At 67.5% G+C, this 17,794-nt stretch carries 14 protein-coding genes and 1 pseudogene; 8 read left to right on the forward strand and 7 right to left on the reverse strand.

Going from position 1 to position 17,794, the window contains the following annotated elements; genetic code table 11:
- Nucleotides 1-179 precede the first annotated feature (179 nt).
- Nucleotides 180-1,346: a low temperature requirement protein A gene (locus ACQEUX_RS02760; protein ID WP_433040578.1), complete on the reverse strand. Its 1,167-nt coding sequence runs from the start codon at nt 1,344-1,346 to the stop codon at nt 180-182.
- Between the two features lie 730 nt (nt 1,347-2,076).
- Between ACQEUX_RS02760 and ACQEUX_RS02765 the strand changes: the two genes are divergently transcribed.
- The 3 genes from ACQEUX_RS02765 (at nt 2,077) to ACQEUX_RS02775 (ending at nt 6,253) form a co-directional block, all read left to right on the forward strand.
- Nucleotides 2,077-4,383, forward strand: a complete 2,307-nt coding sequence (locus ACQEUX_RS02765) for an LLM class flavin-dependent oxidoreductase (RefSeq protein ID WP_433040581.1) — start codon at nt 2,077-2,079, stop codon at nt 4,381-4,383.
- A complete protein-coding gene (locus ACQEUX_RS02770) occupies nt 4,373-5,479 on the forward strand; it encodes an LLM class flavin-dependent oxidoreductase (RefSeq protein ID WP_433040584.1) in 1,107 nt (368 codons plus the stop codon). Before ACQEUX_RS02765 ends, ACQEUX_RS02770 begins: the two co-directional genes overlap by 11 nt.
- Nucleotides 5,480-5,713: 234 nt before the next feature.
- Nucleotides 5,714-6,253 (forward strand): cupin domain-containing protein, encoded by a 540-nt coding sequence (locus ACQEUX_RS02775; RefSeq protein ID WP_433040587.1) that lies wholly within the window; start codon nt 5,714-5,716, stop codon nt 6,251-6,253.
- A 325-nt stretch (nt 6,254-6,578) separates the two neighbouring features.
- On the opposite strand, the gene ACQEUX_RS02780 is transcribed toward ACQEUX_RS02775, so the two are convergent.
- Entirely contained in the window at nt 6,579-6,716 is a 138-nt protein-coding gene (locus tag ACQEUX_RS02780) for a universal stress protein (RefSeq protein WP_433049554.1), read from the reverse strand.
- 810 nt (nt 6,717-7,526) lie between these two features.
- On the reverse strand, nt 7,527-8,417 hold the full coding sequence (locus ACQEUX_RS02785; protein WP_433040590.1) for a helix-turn-helix domain-containing protein: 891 nt from the start codon (nt 8,415-8,417) through the stop codon (nt 7,527-7,529).
- Between the two features lie 126 nt (nt 8,418-8,543).
- Between ACQEUX_RS02785 and ACQEUX_RS02790 the strand changes: the two genes are divergently transcribed.
- The 3 genes from ACQEUX_RS02790 to ACQEUX_RS02800 all read left to right on the forward strand — a co-directional run bounded on the left by ACQEUX_RS02790 (nt 8,544) and on the right by ACQEUX_RS02800 (nt 11,156).
- Complete coding sequence (locus tag ACQEUX_RS02790; RefSeq protein WP_433040593.1) at nt 8,544-9,014, forward strand: GlcG/HbpS family heme-binding protein; 471 nt, start codon at nt 8,544-8,546, stop codon at nt 9,012-9,014.
- Between the two features lie 407 nt (nt 9,015-9,421).
- Nucleotides 9,422-9,826 (forward strand): hypothetical protein, encoded by a 405-nt coding sequence (locus ACQEUX_RS02795; RefSeq protein WP_433040596.1) that lies wholly within the window; start codon nt 9,422-9,424, stop codon nt 9,824-9,826.
- 448 nt (nt 9,827-10,274) lie between these two features.
- Nucleotides 10,275-11,156, forward strand: coding sequence for an IS5 family transposase (locus tag ACQEUX_RS02800; protein ID WP_433049557.1), 882 nt, complete (start codon nt 10,275-10,277; stop codon nt 11,154-11,156).
- An 8-nt stretch (nt 11,157-11,164) separates the two neighbouring features.
- On the opposite strand, the gene ACQEUX_RS02805 is transcribed toward ACQEUX_RS02800, so the two are convergent.
- From ACQEUX_RS02805 to ACQEUX_RS02815, 3 genes and pseudogenes are all read right to left on the reverse strand, one after another.
- Nucleotides 11,165-11,731 (reverse strand): hypothetical protein, encoded by a 567-nt coding sequence (locus tag ACQEUX_RS02805; RefSeq protein WP_433040599.1) that lies wholly within the window; start codon nt 11,729-11,731, stop codon nt 11,165-11,167.
- A gap of 168 nt (nt 11,732-11,899) precedes the next feature.
- A complete protein-coding gene (locus ACQEUX_RS02810; protein WP_433040602.1) occupies nt 11,900-12,331 on the reverse strand; it encodes a peptidoglycan-binding domain-containing protein in 432 nt (143 codons plus the stop codon).
- A gap of 167 nt (nt 12,332-12,498) precedes the next feature.
- Nucleotides 12,499-12,855, reverse strand: a pseudogene (locus tag ACQEUX_RS02815) (hypothetical protein); the annotation flags it as partial.
- Between the two features lie 262 nt (nt 12,856-13,117).
- Here ACQEUX_RS02815 and ACQEUX_RS02820 point away from each other — a divergent pair.
- Nucleotides 13,118-14,353 carry an IS110 family transposase gene (locus tag ACQEUX_RS02820; RefSeq protein ID WP_433049560.1) on the forward strand — a complete coding sequence of 412 codons (1,236 nt, stop codon included), beginning with the start codon at nt 13,118-13,120 and terminating at the stop codon, nt 14,351-14,353.
- A gap of 847 nt (nt 14,354-15,200) precedes the next feature.
- Here the strand turns inward: ACQEUX_RS02820 and ACQEUX_RS02825 are convergent.
- Nucleotides 15,201-15,590 carry a winged helix-turn-helix transcriptional regulator gene (locus tag ACQEUX_RS02825; protein ID WP_433040605.1) on the reverse strand — a complete coding sequence of 130 codons (390 nt, stop codon included), beginning with the start codon at nt 15,588-15,590 and terminating at the stop codon, nt 15,201-15,203.
- Between the two features lie 100 nt (nt 15,591-15,690).
- On the opposite strand from ACQEUX_RS02825, the gene ACQEUX_RS02830 reads away from it, so the two are divergent.
- Complete coding sequence (locus tag ACQEUX_RS02830; RefSeq protein WP_433040608.1) at nt 15,691-16,581, forward strand: zinc-binding dehydrogenase; 891 nt, start codon at nt 15,691-15,693, stop codon at nt 16,579-16,581.
- The last annotated feature ends 1,213 nt before the right edge of the window (nt 16,582-17,794 follow it).

Genomic DNA, 17,794 nt, shown 5'->3' on the forward strand with positions numbered 1-17,794 from the left:
GGTACCGTCGCGGCAATCACGAGGAAGGTGGACAGGGCCAGCGGCTCGTGGACGGGCACAGCCCGGTCCGGGTCCGGGGGCCGTGCAGGCTTCGCCTGAATCGATGCCCGCCCGACACCACCGTAGCGTCGACCAACCCCATAGGGCAGCTGCGGCCCGCATGCCCCGATCGGCGACGATTAGGGCGCACTCGGCGGCGAGCCGAGCGTCCGGGCTGCGTGGCGGTCGACCGCCAGCATCGCCACCAAGACCGCAACCACCGCAGCCAGGTGCAGCCCGGCGTTTACGGCGACACCGATCGGCATCATGGCGAGTACCGCGACCGCCGTGACGAGCCTTGTGCGTACAGGAACGGTATGCAGCGAATGACGGATCTCGGCGATCCCGGCGAGGAAGACCGCGACGCCCCCGGCGAGCGCCAGCGCTGCCGCCCAGGAGGACGGATGGTCCGGGTGCGCCACCGCCGAGTGAATACCCGCGGCGGCGATCACGACGCCCAGCATGAGCGGGACGTGCGCGAAGCCCGTCCGCAACGCCAGCCGCGCCCGCGGTCCAGGCTCGGCGGCGGCCAGCGCGGCCCCGGTGATCCCGGCGTCAGTGAAGTATGCCCACCACATGGCGGCCGGCAACGCCAACGCCAGGACCACGGCCGCGACGATGCCAGCGGTGAGGTGCCCGCCGTCCACACCCACCGCGATAGCCACAATCGACTCGCCCAACGCGATGATCACAAGAAGCCCATGTCGCTCCACGAAATGTGTAGGTTCGATCCGGAACGAGGAGACCAGACTCATCCAGGACAGGCGCGGCACCAGATAGGGAATGACCGTCTGAAGCACGAGCGCGGCCAGCCACAGCCCGTACCGGAAGGTACCGTGGGCGAACCCGCCGGCGAGCACCAGCAAAGCCGAGCCGAGGTTGTACGCCGCCAGCCAACCGAGGGCCCTGCCGACGTCGGCCTGGGTGAACATGAGCAGGTGCACGCAGATCGCCACGAGGTAGCCCATCGCGAAGAGGAGTCCGGTCTCCCCGAAGGCGTGTGGCATTCCCACGGCGGCGATCAGGAAGCCCGCCATCGCCGCGAACAGCAGCAGCTTCTGCACCGGTTGCTGGGGCGGTACATGGTTGGGCAGCCACACGTACCCGTCGAACATCCACCACAGGATCCCGAAGAGCAGTAGAACTCGGCCCACACCGGCCAGCGAGAGGTCCGCCTCGAGCATCCGGGTGAGCTGGGTCAGGGTCAGGACGAAAACGAGATCGAAGAAGATCTCGACCATCGTCACCCGATTGGCCGCCGCCCGGTGCGTGTCGCGCCACTGCCGAGGCGTACGTACCTGTGTCATCGTGGGCTCTCTCCGTAGGACATGACGTCGTGTGCCTTCCCCGCGGGTAGCGGATGAGGTCGACCATTATGCGACTGTGGCTGTTGGCGTTTGGCCTCGCATCCGTGAGGCCCTAGCCGTGCATCACCAGTAAATGGGTGTGCGCGAGGGCTGTGTCGGGCTGGTTGAAGGCACGGCGTCTTGCCGGGGCCGGGCGTCCTCGGGTTAGTCGGCGAACCATCTGGTGATCGCGCCCCAGCGGATCAGGGCACTCTGGTCACTCGTGCGGATTGCGCGGCTGTGGGTGCCAGTGCCCATAGCGCACTGGCGCGGTCACACCTGTCCGTGTCCGTATGGTCAGTCATCGCCTGCCCGCGCCCGCTGCGCCGGACGGCACAAAGATGGCGGCCAGCCCAACGCTAGGGCTGTTACGGATGCGAACGGCGCCCAGGCTGGGCCACCTTATCGGTGGCCATCCGGCGGTCAGGTTCGCCGGCCGGACGGCGGCCCGGACGACGTCGTCCGGGCCGCCGTCCACAACGGGTGTGACGATCGCCTCCCTGGACCGCCGCAGCCCGCCAGAAGATCCGCAAGACGTCCCTGGGCAGCCCGCGATGCGTTCCGCCCTGCCGTCGGCCGCTGGCGGACGCGACACCTGTGTCACTCTCGTCGACCTCAAGATGAGTTGTGGAACAAAAAATCTGAGCTAAGACTTTATGTATAACGAACGATGGTAGAGGGGAGCGGGGCAATGCCCGACTACGGCCACGAACTCCTGTTCGGCACGTTTGTCACACCAGCGGCGCAAGCGCCTGGCCAGGTGGTGGCGCTGGCCGAACTGACCGAGGTGGCGGGCCTGGATCTAGTTACCTTCCAGGATCACCCGTACAATCCGGACTTTCTTGACACGTGGACCTTGTTGAGCTGGGTCGCCGCCCGCACACGGCGGCTGCGGGTTTCCGCGAACGTGCTGAACCTCCCGTTGCGCCCACCGGCGGTTCTGGCCCGCGCCGCCGCGAGCCTGGACCTGCTCTCCGGTGGCCGGTTCGAACTCGGTCTCGGAGCTGGCGCCTTCTGGGACGGCGTCGAGGGCATGGGTGGTCGCCGACTCACCGCGGGACAGGGCGTGACAGCGCTGCGCGAGGCGATCGAGATTCTGCGTGGTGTCTGGGATGACACCTCGCCCGGACTACTGCGCAGCGACGGGATGTACTACCCGATTCCCGGTATGCGTCGTGGCCCGGCGCCAGCCCACGACATCAACATCTGGCTCGGCGCCTATCAGCCCCGGATGCTGGCGTTGACCGGCCAGACCGCCGACGGCTGGCTGCCGACCCTGGAATACCTCCGGTCACCGGACCGCAACACTGCCAATCGCCTCATCGACGAGGCGGCGGTGGCGGCGGGACGTGATCCGCGACAGATCCGTCGGCTGCTCAACCTGTTCCAGGTCGACATCTCGTCCAACAGCAGGGGGTTCCTCCAGGGCCCGCCCGAGCAGTGGGTCGACCAACTCCTCCCGCTCGTACTCCAGGAGGGGTTCACCGCCTTCCTGATCGGCCGCGACGACCCGCGCCTGATCCAGACCTTCGGGCAGGAGGTCGTCCCCAATCTGCGGGAGGCGGTCGCCCGCGAGCGGGCGACCGCCGGAACCCCGACCGGGCGTGCCCGGTCGAGCGTCGCTCTGGCCAAGCGCCAGCCCGGCATCGACTACGACGGCCTGCCCGCGACGCTAGCCGGGCAGGCCGTCGAGCCCGGCGACCCGGACTACGGTCAGGTGCGGCACAACTACACCCGCCCGGGGTCGCCGGCACTGGTGCTACGCCCAGGCGCCGCCGCCGAGGTGGCCGACGCGCTGACCTACGCCCGCAGTCAGGATGTGCCGATCTCGGTACGCAGCGGCGGGCACGGCATCAGCGGCCGCTCCACCAACGACGGCGGCATCCTTATCGACCTGTCCCGACTCGACAAGGTGGAGGTACTCGACCGGGCGAGCCGGCGGGTTCGCCTCGAACCGGGCGCCCGCTGGGGCGACGTCGCCCAGGCCCTCGCCCCATACGGCCTGGCGATCAGCTCTGGTGACTACGGCGACGTCGGCGTCGGCGGGCTCGCCACCACCGGTGGGATCGGATACCTGGCCCGTAGCTACGGCCTCACCATCGACCACGTGCTCGCCGCCGAAATCGTCCTCGCGAACGGCACCCTGGTCCGCGCCGACGCCGCGCATCACCCCGACCTGTTCTGGGCGATCCGCGGCGCTGGCGGCAATTTCGGCATCGTCACCGCTCTCGAAATTGAGGCGTACGAGGTCGAGTCCGTCGTCTACGAGCACCTCGCCATCGACGCGTCCGACACGGCTGAGGTGTTGCGGCGTTGGGGACGGCTGGTAGAAAACGCGCCGCGCGAACTCACCAGCTTTCTGTCCATCTACCCGAGCCGTCGACGCACCAGCCCGGTCGCCCAGGTGACCCTGGTTTACGCCAGGGAGGACGTTGAAGCGGCCAAGGCCGCGCTGACCCCGTTTCTGGAGGTCGGTCCGGTCCTTGACCAACAGGCGCAACTGGCACCGTACGCGGCGATCGTCGCGCCACCGCACAACCGGCACCACGGGCAGGGCATCGAGAACACCCACAGCGGGCTGCTGCACCACATCACCACCGAATCGGCGGCCACCCTGCACACCATGGTCCACTCCGGCGACGTGCTGGCCGTCCAACTCCGCTCGGTCGGCGGCGCGGTCAACGACGTACCTCGTGACGCGACCGCCTACCCGCACCGGACGCAGAACTTCTCGGTGCTCGCCGCCACCTCGCCGGAGCACCTGCCACAGCTCGACAAGTACTGGGCCGAGCTGTACCCGCAGCTCGACGGTATGTACCTCAGCTTCGAAACCGACACCGACCCGAAGCGGCTGCTGGACGCGTTCCCCGAGCCGACCCTCGGCCGGCTCCGGCAACTCAAGGCCACCTACGACCCCGACAACGTCTTCAACCGCAACTTCCCCATTCCGCCGGCAACACCCGCTGGCACGGAAAAGGAGACCGACCATGCCGATTGAGATCGGGCTGATCACGTTCGGCGAGCTGACCGCCGATCCGACCACGGGCCGGCTGCCCGAACCCCGTCAGCAGCTGCGTGACCTCGTTGAGCTCGCCGAGTTCGCCGACCAGGGCGGCCTAGACGTGATCGGCGTGGGGGAGCACCACCGTTCGGATTTCGTCGCGACCGCGCCACCGGTGGTTCTGGCGGCGATGGCCGAGCACACCGCCCGGATCCGGCTGAGCAGTGCCGTCACGGTGCTCAGCTCCGACGACCCGGTCCGGGTCTGGGAGCAGTTCGCCACGCTCGACCTGCTTTCCGGCGGCCGGGCGGAGATCATCGCCGGTCGTGGCTCGTACACCGAATCCTTTCCGCTCTTCGGCTACGACCTCACCGACTACGCGGACCTGTTCCGCGAGAAGCTCGACCTGCTTCTGCGCATCCGTGAGACGAACCCGCTCACCTGGCCGGGCGGGCGTTTCCGCCCGCCGCTGCGTGAGGCGGACATCGCCCCACGAGCGGTGCAGGAGGAGTTGCCGGTTTGGGTCGGGGTGGGCGGGACGCCGACCTCGGCGATGGACACGGGTGACCGAGGACTGCCCATGATGCTCGGTGTGCTGGTCGGCGCCGTCGACCAGGCGTCGCGCAACGTCGAGCTCTATCGGCGGGCGGCCGAGCGGGCCGGACACGACGCGGCCGGCCTGCGGGTCGGGTTGAGCGTGCAGGGGTACGTCGGTACAACCAGCCAGGAAGCGCGCCGGACCATGTATCCGTACTTCACCGCGGGGTTTCGGGACAACAACCATCAGCGGGGGCATGGGTTCGTGCTCAGTCCGGAGCGGTTCGACACGTTCACCGGGCCACGCGGCGCCCTGGTCGTGGGTAGCGCCCAGGAGGTGATCGACAAGGTCGCCGCCTACCACGAGGTGTACGGCATCAGCCGGCTGATGCTGCACGTCGGCTTCGGAGGCATGCCTCGAGCACAACTGCTCGGAGCCGTCGAGCGACTCGCCAACGACGTGGCCCCGGTGCTCCGCCGCGAACTCGCCGTCCCGACCTTCACCTACCCCGGAAGTCTGGCCAGCCCACCCATGAGGGAGACCGAACGGGTATGACCACCGCTGCCGGATCCGGCCACGGCCGGGCCGCCGGTTCGGGTGCTGTCCGCCACGGACCCCGGCGGATTGTCGGTCGCGGACCATCGCCACCGCTTTCGCGGCTGTTGACCTGCGGTGTACGTCAAGAGGCTCCTTACTAAAACACCGACCAGCGGGGTACGCGATTCAGCGCAGCACTGGCGCCACTTCGAGCCCTAGCCGTCAATTCCCCCAGTAAGGTAGGAAATCGTCATGAATCTGGATCTTCCACTCCCGGACAAGAGTGATCCGGTCTGGAGCGCCGCCAACGGTTTCGTGGTGCGCAGCTCTGAGGGAATCACCAAACTGATCAATGGTGGTCAGGAGACCTTCACCGTCAAGGCGACAGGCGAGCAGACCGACGGCAAGCTCAGCTTGATGGAGGGTGAAGTCTCACCCGGGTTTGGCAACCTGCCGCACGCCCACGGGGTCGAGGATGAGGCCTTCTATATCGTCTCCGGCGAGTTCAGATTTATCAACGGCAACCAGACGTTCGACGCCGCCGCCGGCGACTTCATCTACATTCCCCGTGGAACGCGGCACGGCTTCAAGAACATCAGTACCGAGCCGTCCAGGCTGCTTGTCTTCTACAGCCCGGCGGGCGCCGAGGAATTCTTCCTGAAGTATGGAGAGGACCCGGACCCGTCCGGCAAACTGCCGCCTCACTGGAGTGAGGAAAAGTTCTCCTCGCTGGCCGACGCGTTGACGGCCCACCACATGATCCTTCTTCCGGACAGCAACGACTGGAAGTAATGGGTATACCTCCCACAGCCACGCCGACGCGCCTGTCCCGGGTCGAGCGGGTGTGCGGTCACGGCCAATCGGGGGTCGGGCCGTGACCGCATCCGGCACGGCATCGCCAACCCGGTGACGTGCACCAGTCTTCAGAGAGTTACGGCGAGGAGCCGCGGGCGTCACTGCCCCCGGCTCCTCGCCGCCATCCACCGGCATCGCGAGACGGCGACGCACCCGCGCAGCGAGGGCCACGCCCGCGGGACGCCTCCCGTTGGTCGGGTCTGTCCCCTTCGAAGCAGACTCTGCCAATAAGGGAACAGGCGCCCGCATTCTCAGCGAACGACTACGACCGAACGGCTGGCGTGGTGCGGGCAGTGTGGCTCACCGAGCCGAGCAGCAGCCCGGCGAAGGCCCGCCGGCCGCCGGCACCGACAACAAGTAGTTGCGCCGTCCCGGACTCGGCCAGCAGAGCCCGAGGCAGGAAGACCTGAGGCGGTCTGGAGGGTCACCTCCACATCCGGACAGCGTCGCGACCCACGGACAATCACCTCGGCCAGAGCCCTTACCTGGCCGGTCGCCGACGGGCGGCGGCGTGGTTAACGAGAATGGCGATCCGCTCGGTCGTCGCGCGGATTTCCCGGGCGAGCCGGCTGACGTTGCGGGATCGCCATAAGCGGCTCGGAGATAGAGCAGCTCGGTGTCCGGACGTATCCTGATCCGGTCAGCCCGCAGCGGGTTTGTCACGTCATGCTCCGGCTCGAGACCGTGCAGGATGAGGCACGCGGCCCGGTCGGCGATCACCTGGACGGTGGCCCGGCCGATCCCGGTGATGGCGCCGGTCAGCAAAGTGGTCGTGCTGGTGTCCGCGACGCGCCCCGACATGAAAGCCTTCTGCGCGGCTCGGTTCTCCGTCGCGTCCTGCGTTCGGTGGTCCCGGCCCGTGCCGTTCGGCCGAACGAGGCGCCGAGGTGTCTGCGGCGAACCGGCGGGGTGGGTGTGCTGATGAAGCCCGGCCCGGGTCGCACCTATGTCAGCCTCACCAACCGGGTGCCGTCCGCATCCGTAGCAGCCCCTGGTACTCCGACCGTGGTCCCAGCGGCACCGAGAGCTGGCTGGTGACCGTCCGCCGGGACCCACAGACGCGAGGCGGCGTCCCCACGGCCAGAATCACCCCGTGACGTGCTCCGCCTCGCGCTCCACCAGCGGCCCCGAGCCCGAGCAGACGAACTGTCGGTAGCCAGTTTCGGCTCGCACCCACACGCGCCACCACCGGCTGGCCCCTCATCGCACTTCACCTACCAGCGGTCGACGGCTCAGGAACGGCGGGAAAGCCGTTCATTGCTGATAGATCCGAATAATGACCCACGACCGACCGGGTGGCCCGGGTCAGGCGACGAAGGGCGGCATCCGAGGACGAGCCAAGGACCACGCTGTAGGTGAAGAGTGTGTGGCTGGGTTCATCCGGAACGTCGAGGCGTTTACTGTGCAGCACGATCTCGCCGGCCAGGGGATGGCGGTAGCGACGTCGGCCGTCCCAGCCCGGGTCAACCTCATGACCGGCCCAGACCCGGCAGAATTCGGAACTCGTCGCGGTGAGTTCGTCGACGAACGCGGCGAAAGTCGGATCGTGGGGATGGCGGGCGACGTCGAAGCGCAGCATGGCGACCGCCTCGTAGGCCGCGGCGCTCCAGTCCGCGCACGCCAGGTTGCTCGCCGGACCCGAGAGCAGCCAGCGTAGGTAGTTTCCGTGGGCTTCCAAGCCGTGGAAGAGGGCGCGTGCGGGCTCGTTGACGGCGAGGAGTTCGAGTAGCCGCCCGACGACGATCGCCGGTGTGGCGAGGTTGTCCAGCAGTAGCCGCATTCCGCTGCTCAGCTGCTGGTCGCCGGTCCTGGACAGGGTTGCACGAGCGCGGGCGGCCGAGGCCTGGACGAGCGTGCACAGATACGCGTACTCGATAGGGGTGAGCCGCAGAATCCTGGCGACCGATTCCAGCAACGCGCTCGACACGTTCGGGCAACGGCCCTGCTCGAAGCGGATGTAGTAGTCCACGCTGATCCCCGCCAGTTGAGCTACCTCCTCACGCCGCAGGCCGGGAACACGGCGGCGGCTCTCCCCCAGCGGCACACCCGCGTCCTCCGGCGCCACCCGTGCCCGGCGTGAGCGGAGGAAGTCCCTGAGCATCGCGTTGCTCCTCAACGCGACCACCGCACGCCAGCGCAGGGTGGTACTGGGAGACCTATGGTCGTGGCGGTACCAGGGGTGGACTCACTCCTTCCACGGTTCACGGCCATGACGTGAACTACACCCATGTCAATGCTCTCGATGGCGAAGGCCGAACAAATACTGGCCACCGGCGTCGCCGGGACGACCGAGATGTCGATCTCGGTCAACATCGCCGTCATGGATGCCGGGGTCAACCTGAAGGCCTTCGCCTGTAGGGATGAGGCTTTGTTCGGCTCCATGGACGTCGAGATGGGCAAGGCCCGAACGTTGGCGTTTTTCCAGAATTTGGAGGATCGCTTCGACTTCTCCAAGCCGGGCGGAACATCATTCGGCCTGGAGGACAGCAACGGCTGGCTGGTCGGGTTCGCCGGCGGACGTCCACTCATCATCGATGGTGACGTCGTCGGCTCGGTTGGCGTCTCCGGAGGGTCGGTTGTCCAGGATGACGCGATCACGCGAGCAGCGGCCGTCGCGCTCGGCGCGGTGCGCTGGAGGCCCTCGCCGAGGCGCTCGATGGCCAGATCTGTCCGTTCAACATCAAGATTCGGAACGTGAACCCGGGTGCCAGCCGGAGCGCCGTCGCCGACCGGGGTGCTGGCTTCGCTCGGATATGGAAGTGGTGCGAGTACGTGTGGCATGCAGACAGCGTCCCCGCCGGTGGTACGCACTCGCATCCGTCGACTCCCCAGCGAGGACGCCTCGATACCTGGCGGAAGCGCGCAGGTTGGGATCAGTCATGCCTGACCGACATCTACGGTTCAGCAACGCGTCCAAGCCGGCCACGTAACCTGGTGCGGGTGTGTCTCGCCGACGAGGCTTCCGGCGTTCTTGGTTAGCTCGTCGAGTCAGTGCGAGGGGTCGTAGAAGGGTTCGAGGTTGCCCACAGCCAGGGGCGACCCGCCATCCGCCCGTGCAAACAGCCAGTCGACCAGGAACAACAGTCACCAGACGTCATGCTCCACGTGACCATGGCCGACCTCGTCCGCGACGCCGACCTCGCCACCATCCTCGAAAGCCGAATCAACGAGGCGCGGGTCTGCGACCGCAACGGCGCCTACTCCAGTGCCGGCATCATGCTCGGCAGCCTCCTCGAAGGCGTTCTGCTCGACGCCGTCAAGGCTCGCCTGCCCGGCTCGAGCGAACCGCTCAAGAAGTGGAATCTGCACAACCTCCTTGAGACCGCCCACGACAAGGAGTGGATTCAAGCCGACGTCCACGGTTTCGCCACCACGCTGCGCGAGTACCGCAACCTTGTTCACCCCAAAGCGCAAGTCAATATTGGCCATGCTCCTGATCGGGACACAGTCAGCATGTGCTGGCCCGTGATTAACGCTGCCCTCAACGAGTTGGCGGCAACGGCAGGCTAATCGCCACGGCGTCTATACACTTCTCAACGCGCCACCCAATGGCGCGGCGCCTTTGAACCAGGCGCGTGAGTTGGTACGTTAAGCGCATGAACACCCACGCTAAGCGTGGATGCTCTAAATATGTGTTCAGCTCCCCCCTCGGACACGAACCATAACCCCACGGTGCGCGCTGAGATCCACTGCAGCGCGCACCGTTTGCGTTTCGGTCTGGTAGGTGAGTCGCAGTCCGAGTTGCCGGTAGACCTCGGCTTTGTCGTTCGGGTCGGCGTCGCGCAGCATGGCGGCGATGTCGCCGAGCGCTCGGACTAGGCCGTGTTTCATAGGGTCTGATCAGGGGGTTTGGTGGAAGCTGCCAGCGTGTCGGTGATCGTTATGTAGCGAGGTCTCCGGTAGATGGTTCATCGACCAAGGAGACCATCAGCACGGAGACCTCGTGGCCAGGGTAGCGGTGACGAGGCGGTTCGACCTGACCGACGCGCACTGGGCGGCGCTGGAGCCGTTGCTGCCCAAGGGGCGCAAGCCGGGCCGGCCGTCGAAGTGGAGTAAGCGGCCGCTCATTGACGGGATTCGGTGGCGAGTGCGGGTGGGTGCACCGTGGCGGGATGTGCCCGAGTGTTACGGACCCTGGCAGACGGTGTACGGGCTGTTCCGCCGTTGGCAACGCGCGGGAGTCTGGGCGCATATCGTGACCGGGCTGCAGACGCGTGCGGACGCTGGTGGGTTGATCACCTGGGGCGTGTCGGTCGATTCCACCATCGCTCGGGCGCATCAGCACGCAGCCGGTGCCCGCACCGACCCCGACGCGCAGAACGAACCGCCGGGCGGGGTCGGTGCACCTGAGCCGGCCGATCACGCGTTGGGCCGTTCGCGGGGCGGGTGGACCACCAAGCTACACCTGGCCTGCGAGCAGGGCCAGAAGCCGCTGTCGATGCTGTTGACCGCCGGACAACGCGGTGACAGCCCTCAGTTCACCCGTGTCCTGGCCGGTATCCGGGTACCACGCCCGGACGGTAGCCGCCCGCGTACCCGCCCCGATCGGGTGCTGGCTGACAAGGCATACAGCTCACGCGCGAACCGCGAGCACCTACGCCGCCGTGGCATCCCAGCCACCATCCCGATCAAGGTCGATCAGGCGGACAACCGGCGGAAGAAGGGGTCTAAGGGCGGCCGGCCACCAACCTTCGAACCGGAGATCTACAAACGGCGCCACGCGGTCGAGTGCGGCATCAACAGACTCAAACGGCACCGGGCTGTGGCCACCAGGTACGACAAGCTCGCCGTCCGGTACCTGGCCACACTCCACGTCGTGGCCATCAACGAATGGCTTTGAACAGCGGCCTACAGCCCTTCGGTGATGCTGCCATCCGGGTTCACCCGACCGAAGAACAGTCGTCGCTCTCCTGGCGGCTTCGCCTTTTCGGCTTCGTACCGGGGTACGAGTCGAGCCCATGCCTGGGTCTGCTGCTCGACCTGCGCCTGCAGCCAGTCGGTGAAGCAGGAGTAGCTGATGACCGGCACGCCAACTGTCGTGCCTTCGCTGTAGGACCAGACCTCGGGATTCGGGCCCGTACCCCGAAGAAAGTCGAACTGGTAGCCCTGATGCATCAGGATCACCCGATCCTCGGAGGTCCACACGAACGGGACCCGGTTCTCCTCCAACAACTCACGAGCGGCCTGACCCAAACCCAGCACCGACGGGTAAAAAACATCACTGCCCTGCAAAAAGTGCCCGGCGCCGCGCCCCACCAACTCCAGGAACCGCCGGTAGCTCTGGACGAGCGGCACCGCCTGATCATGTTCGATCTCGTCGACCTCGGACTGCGTCAAACCCTGCAACTGCTCCCCGGTAGCCGTCACCCCGTCGGCAATCGCTGCCACCAGCCCGCGAACGCGATCATCAGCCACACCCCAGACTAACGCCAGCTCCCAGACGCGACCGCGCCAATAAACCTTTTGAAACAAGGGCCTAGGTCAGCGATCTGGGAGCGGCTCATCCGGCGTCCGTGGCCGGCCGGGAAGACGGAAGGTCGGCCCGTCGCGCAGCGACGGGCCGACCTCGCGGGACCCCTGCCGTTAGCGGTTGTACCAACCGCAGGAGTTCGGGTACTCCCAGAGCGGCCAACAGATCGCGTCCCGGGTCTGCGGCCCGTACACCCCGTCGGCGCTGATGCCGAGCCGCCGCTGCAAAGCCTTCAACGCGTTCTCCGTCGCCGGGCCGAAGTCGCCGTCGACCGCGATGGCGTAGTCGTACTGGTCACGCATCACCCGCTGCAGGTACTTCACGGCGTTGTTCTTGTTGCCCCGGCGCATGTTGCACTGGGGGCTGAGTGTCGAGTAGTAGACCGGGATGAACATGTACTGGTTCGACACGCTGTACTTGCGGGTCGCCTCGTTGCAGGTCGGCACGGCGGCGCCGGCCGGTCCGGCGGTCGCGGCGAGCACGCCGCCACTCGCCAGGACAACCATGACCACCGCCGTGGCGACGGCCTTGAATCGAGAACCCATCGCGGGCTCCTCCCCGTTGCGCCGGCGGAAAGCCCCGTGCCTTCGCCCGGCGTATGCCGGACGCTAGCACCGACATGGACGCCCGTTAATCCCTTGAAGGGGGCGCCCGCAAGAACCGGCGATGCGCTCCAGAACGGGAAGAACCGGGCCTCAAGGGGAAACAGGCCTTATAGGAGAGGCCGGCCGACCAGGCTGGCCACGAGGCGCGCGAACTCCTCGAGCCGCGCGATCTGGCCGGCGCCACCGTCGTCGAGCGTCTTCCCGAACCGCAGCGCGTCGTGCCGGGGCACGTGGTGCTCCTCCGTCGGGGCGCCCTCGTCCATCGAGGTCAACAGCAGGTAGACGTCGATGGAGTCGGTGCGCGTCTGCCCGTTGGGCCGCCGGATGAGCCGCCGCCGGCAGCCGACCTCGGTGACCGTCGAGAGCGGCACCACCCGCAGCGACGACGTCATCGGCCCGGCCGGGTCGTCGCCGGGCGGCACGTCCTCGCCGTGCCAGAGGATGAGCCGGCTGCCGTCGCAGACGCGTGCGCTGCGGCATCCGGATCTCATAGGTTCTTGTCAGCCTGCGGATGCAGGATGGTTGCTGGAGCGGTCGGCGGGTCAGCACTCTTCGGATCTGACCCTGGTTGAGGTCTTGCGGCAGACCGTGCGCCCGCTGGTCGTGAGGAGATGTAACGGCTGATGGGATGACGTGCCCTGGTTGCATACCGGTGAGCACTGGACTATGAGATCGCTGGCGTCTCCTCCGCGCTATCGCCCGGACTGCCCGCAGTGGAGGAAGGAGATGATGTGGATAGGAGACGACTGGGCCGAGGATCATCACGACGTCGAGCTGCTTGACGACGATGGACGGCGGATCGCTCGGGACCGGCTGCCCGAGGGCCTCGAGGGAATTGCCCGGCTGCACGCGCTCATCGCCGAGGCGATGCCGGCATCCTGGGCCGAGCTCGACCCGGCGCAGGCAGCCGGCCGGGTCTGTGTCGGCATCGAGAGCGACCGCGGTACCTGGGTACAGGCACTTCTCGGCGCGGGCTACCGCGTCTATGCGATCAATCCGATGTCGGTTGCCCGGTACCGGGAACGGCACTCCACCTCCGGCGCCAAGTCCGATGCCGGCGATGCCCACGTCCTGGCCGAGATCGTCGGCCTGGACCACGCCCACCACCGTGAGGTCGCCGGTGACAGTCCAGCCGCCGAAGCAGTCAAGCTGGTAGCCCGCGCACACCAGAACTTGATCTGGGACCGCACTCGTCAGGTGCTACGGCTGCGCGCCGCGCTGCGGGAATTCTTCCCCGCCGCCCTTGAGGCGTTCGACGACCTCACCGCCAGCGACGCTCTGGAGCTGCTGGACCGGGCACCAGACCCCGACCGGGCCGCCCGGCTACCGAGGCTGACGATCGTTGCCGCGCCACGGCGCGCCGGCCGCCGCAAGCTCGACGCTAAGGCCGACGCGATCCAGCAGACGCTGCGCCAAGACCAGCTCCGCCAACCTGGACCGGTGCAACACGCCTACGCGGCGATCGTGTCCAGCCAGGTCCAGCTCATCAACATCCTCAATGTCGAAATCGCAGAGTTGGGGAAGGTGGTGGCCGAGCATTTTGGCCGGCACCGGGACGCTGACCGCTACTTGAGCCTGCCCGGCCTCGGTCCAGTGCTCGGCGCCCGGATCCTCGGCGAGTTCGGCGACGACTCCCACCGCTACACCGACGCCAAAGCCCGCCGCAACTACGCCGGCACCTCACCGATCACCCGCGCTTCCGGTAGCCGCCGCGTCGTGCTGGCCCGCTATGCCCGCAACCGGCGCCTCGCCGACGCTGCGCACCAGTGGGCGTTCTGCGCCATGCGCGGCTCACCCGGCGCCCGCATCTACTACCAATCCCTGCGCCAGCGCGGCACCGGCCACCAAGCCGCCCTGCGGCAGCTCAGCAACCGCCTCGTCGGCATCCTCCACGGCTGCCTCAAAACCGGCACCACCTACAACGAAGCCACCGCCTGGGCCCACCTTCAACCCACCGCTTGACAAAACAAAACATGGGATGTCTGCTGCCGATCGTGCGTGTTGTCCGATCACACGTCTGCCACCTACGGTGACCGTTCAGTGGCTGAAGCCCGGTACACAATGGGCCGCGCCAGCGGCGAGCCACGTCAGCTAGGAGCGAGACCTGTCCGAGTTTGCCAGTTCGCGGATTATGCTGATCAGCTCCGCGGCGCGGTGACCACGTTGCCGTAACACCGTCTTGAGGTGCTCCTGGGCGTTGCTCGGAGATGGCCCGAACGCGACGTTGTGGCGCGACCAGGCGTTCATGCTGTCCAGCCACTCCTGCGGGTACGGGTACCCCGGACTGGGGTCTCCGAGTGTCAGGCCGAGAACGCGGCGCAGCAAGGAAACTCGACACCTCCAGCGAGTTGTCGTACGCGTTGCCCCGCACCGCGAGATGCCGCCCGTCTGGGCTGAAGATAGGTGTCTCGTAGCCGTCGCAGTCGAGGACCAACGCCCGCCGCATCGGCCGCAGCACCGGCTCGGTGTCTCGAGAGAAGAGCACCAGCGTGGCACCCTGATCGCTCTGCAGGGTGGCCAAGAGGCCACCGCCCGGATACACCGCGACTCCGGTGTCCCAGCGCGGGCCGATCGCGGTTGCGCCGGAGATGAGGTCGAGCGTGATGGACGTGCCTTCGTGAGCGGTCGATGGCCAGGCCGCGGACCTCCGCGACGTGGCCAGGTGCGGCGTCGACGACAGTGTCCCGGCGGGTGTCGGTGAGGATGGGCAGGGCATAGCGGCCGGCGATGCACGCGCGCATCGCTGGCGACCTTTGTATTCGCCTGGGCGGCCTCGATACACCGGGCGGCTACGTCGAGAGGGCTCGAATCAACGGGTGGCCGCGTCGTATGTTGCCCGGGCCGCCTCCACCTGGGGCATGTGCACCTCGGCCCACTCCTTGAGATGACTCATCACGCCGAGCAGCGATTGGCCGAGCGAGGTCAGTTCGTAGTCGACTCGGACGGGCACCGACGGCGTCAGCGTGCGCGTCACCAGGCCGTCGCGCTCCATCCGGCGCAGGGACTGGGTGAGCATCTTCTGGCTCACCCCCGCGATCTGCGAGGACAGCTCGGAGTAGCGCAGCGGACCGCGCAGGCCGAGCGCGACTATCAGTAGGCTCACCCACTTGTCGCCGATCGTATCGAGCAGGCGCCTACTGGGGCAGCTCGCTGCGAAGGCGTTGAACTGCGGCTTCGGCTGCTGGGCGGATGCCGCCACGACGTACCTCCAGGTGCGCACCACACTCCAAAGTGCCTACTTCCCAAAAGAATGTAGGTCACCGAAGGTGGTGTGGCAAACAAAATGCAGGAGGAACCGAATGCGCGCACTCATCACTCGTGCCGGGGCCGACACGCCGGTGCTCACCGACGTCGAGCCCGCACCGCTCGGCCCCGCGGACCTGCGGATCCGTGTCAGTGCCGCCGCCGTCAACCCGATCGACGTCTTCCTGGCAACCGAGCGGGGCCGGGCCGTGTTCGGCCTGCGTGGCGGGACCGGCCTGGGCTCGGACCTCACCGGGACCGTCATCGAAGCCGGCGCCCAGGTCGACGGCTTCGCCGTCGGCGATCGGGTAGCTGCCCTCGATCGCGACCCCGCCGCCCGGAGCCGGGCGCACGCGGAGAGCATTGTCGTCGCGGCTGCCGATGCGGCCCGCGTGCCCGTCGGTCTCGATCCTCTGGCCGCAGCATCGATACCGCTCAACGCACTCGCCGCACGCCAGGGGCTCGACCTCCTCGGCCCGCCCGAGGGGCGGAGCCTGCTGGTGACCGGCGCGGCCGGTGCCGTGGGCGGATTTGCCGTCGCCCTGGCGGCCCGGTCCGGCTGGCGGGTCACCGGGCTCGCCCGGGTAGGTGACGTGGACTTCGTCAGCAACGCCGGCGCCGAGCAGGTCGTCAACGAACTCCCGGGGCCGGCATACGACGTCGTGCTCGACGCCGCCGCGCTGCAGAACGACGCGATCCCGGCGGTGCGCGACGGTGGCGTGTATGTCGGTTATCCCGGACAGTCGGCCGAGGCCGTACGGCGGATCCAGATCAAGTCAGTTGTCACCCAGCCCGACGGTGCCGCACTGGGCGAGCTGCTCCAACTCGCTGCCGACGGACTGCTCCAGCTCCGCATGGCCGGCACCGTCTCGCTCGCAGACGCGGCGGTGGCGTACGCCAAGGTCGCCAGCGGCGGCCAGCGCGGTCGCTGGCTCCTTGTCCCATAGCCCAAGACTTTCCCCGCCGGGGCGTCAGGTGAGCAGGACGGAGCCGGGAACGACCCAGTCGACAGGCGCCACATGGTCCTCACCAAGTGCTCGGGGCCGCACTCTCAGCCAGCCCCGGTCCGCGCCTCGAATCGGCGCCTCGCAACTCGCTCTCATGCCGCGATCCGCGTGGCTGCAGCTGACTATTAGGCCCCGGTTGAGCCGTTTCGGGAACCCGCTCACGATGAGCGGGCTCCCCGGAGCCTGGCCCGGCTCGAACGGTGCTGCCATCCCTGGGTCAGTGACGTGCGGTACCGGCGCCGCACGTTGGGCAGGCCGGCCTTCGAGGTTAGTGCGTTCCAAGCCTTGGTAGGGGAGTTCGTATACGTCGCCGGTTGTTCCTGCTCCCCATTCCGGTGGGGCCCCGCCGTCAGCCATGGCCGAAGCTGCGGGGAGGTCGCTGCTTCGATGGCCATACCTCAGGCCAGCGTCCGCGATCTGGCGAGGAACGACTGCGGGACTATCCACCGCGGGTCGACCGCCGCAGCCCAGTTACGAGCCGGGGATCGGGGGAGCAGGTGGGGAGCAACAGGGTGCACTGAACGGCCTTCAACTGCACCGAACTGCACCCGACGGCCCGCAACTGCACCCACCCCTGCCTGCGGTTTCTCATCTCCGCAGGTCAGAGTCGGTGCAGCGTCCGGCTTCACCGCGGAGTGCTCAACGCCATTGGACGGACTTAAACCCTTCTCTATGTCGCCTGATAGGGAGTGTGAGCAGGTCAGGGCGGTAACGATCGGTGCGGTGGTTGGGCCTTGCGTTGGGAGCAGATTGGGGGCAGCTCGGCGAAGTGGTCACCGTAGCGAAGAGGTCACCCAGATGTGTCCCGGCCAGGCCGCCGAGCAGCAACGATGGTGCGCTCCGGAGCGGTTGACCTCCCAGTAGAGGTCGAAGTGGTCAGGCTTCGCTGCTCCCGGGATGGCTGGCGCCGGCCGGCGTCTTGGGTCGCCTAACGCCACGCCTATAGGTTTGCTGCAGATCGATGGGAAGCGTTGCGGGTGAGCCTGCTGGAGTCCGCCGCGGTTCCGTCATCTAAAGACACCGACCCCACGGGCAACGCTGTGACCAGGCCCTTCAGGCTGGAGACCTCTTCGGTGAAACCGAAGGCGTCATCAACGCGTCGACTCGGGCACCAGCCGCCGGCAAGATCCGGCTCTTACTGCACCCATGGTTC

It is taken from the genome of Micromonospora sp. CA-259024 (genome assembly GCF_050936255.1).
GTDB lineage: Bacteria > Actinomycetota > Actinomycetes > Mycobacteriales > Micromonosporaceae > Micromonospora.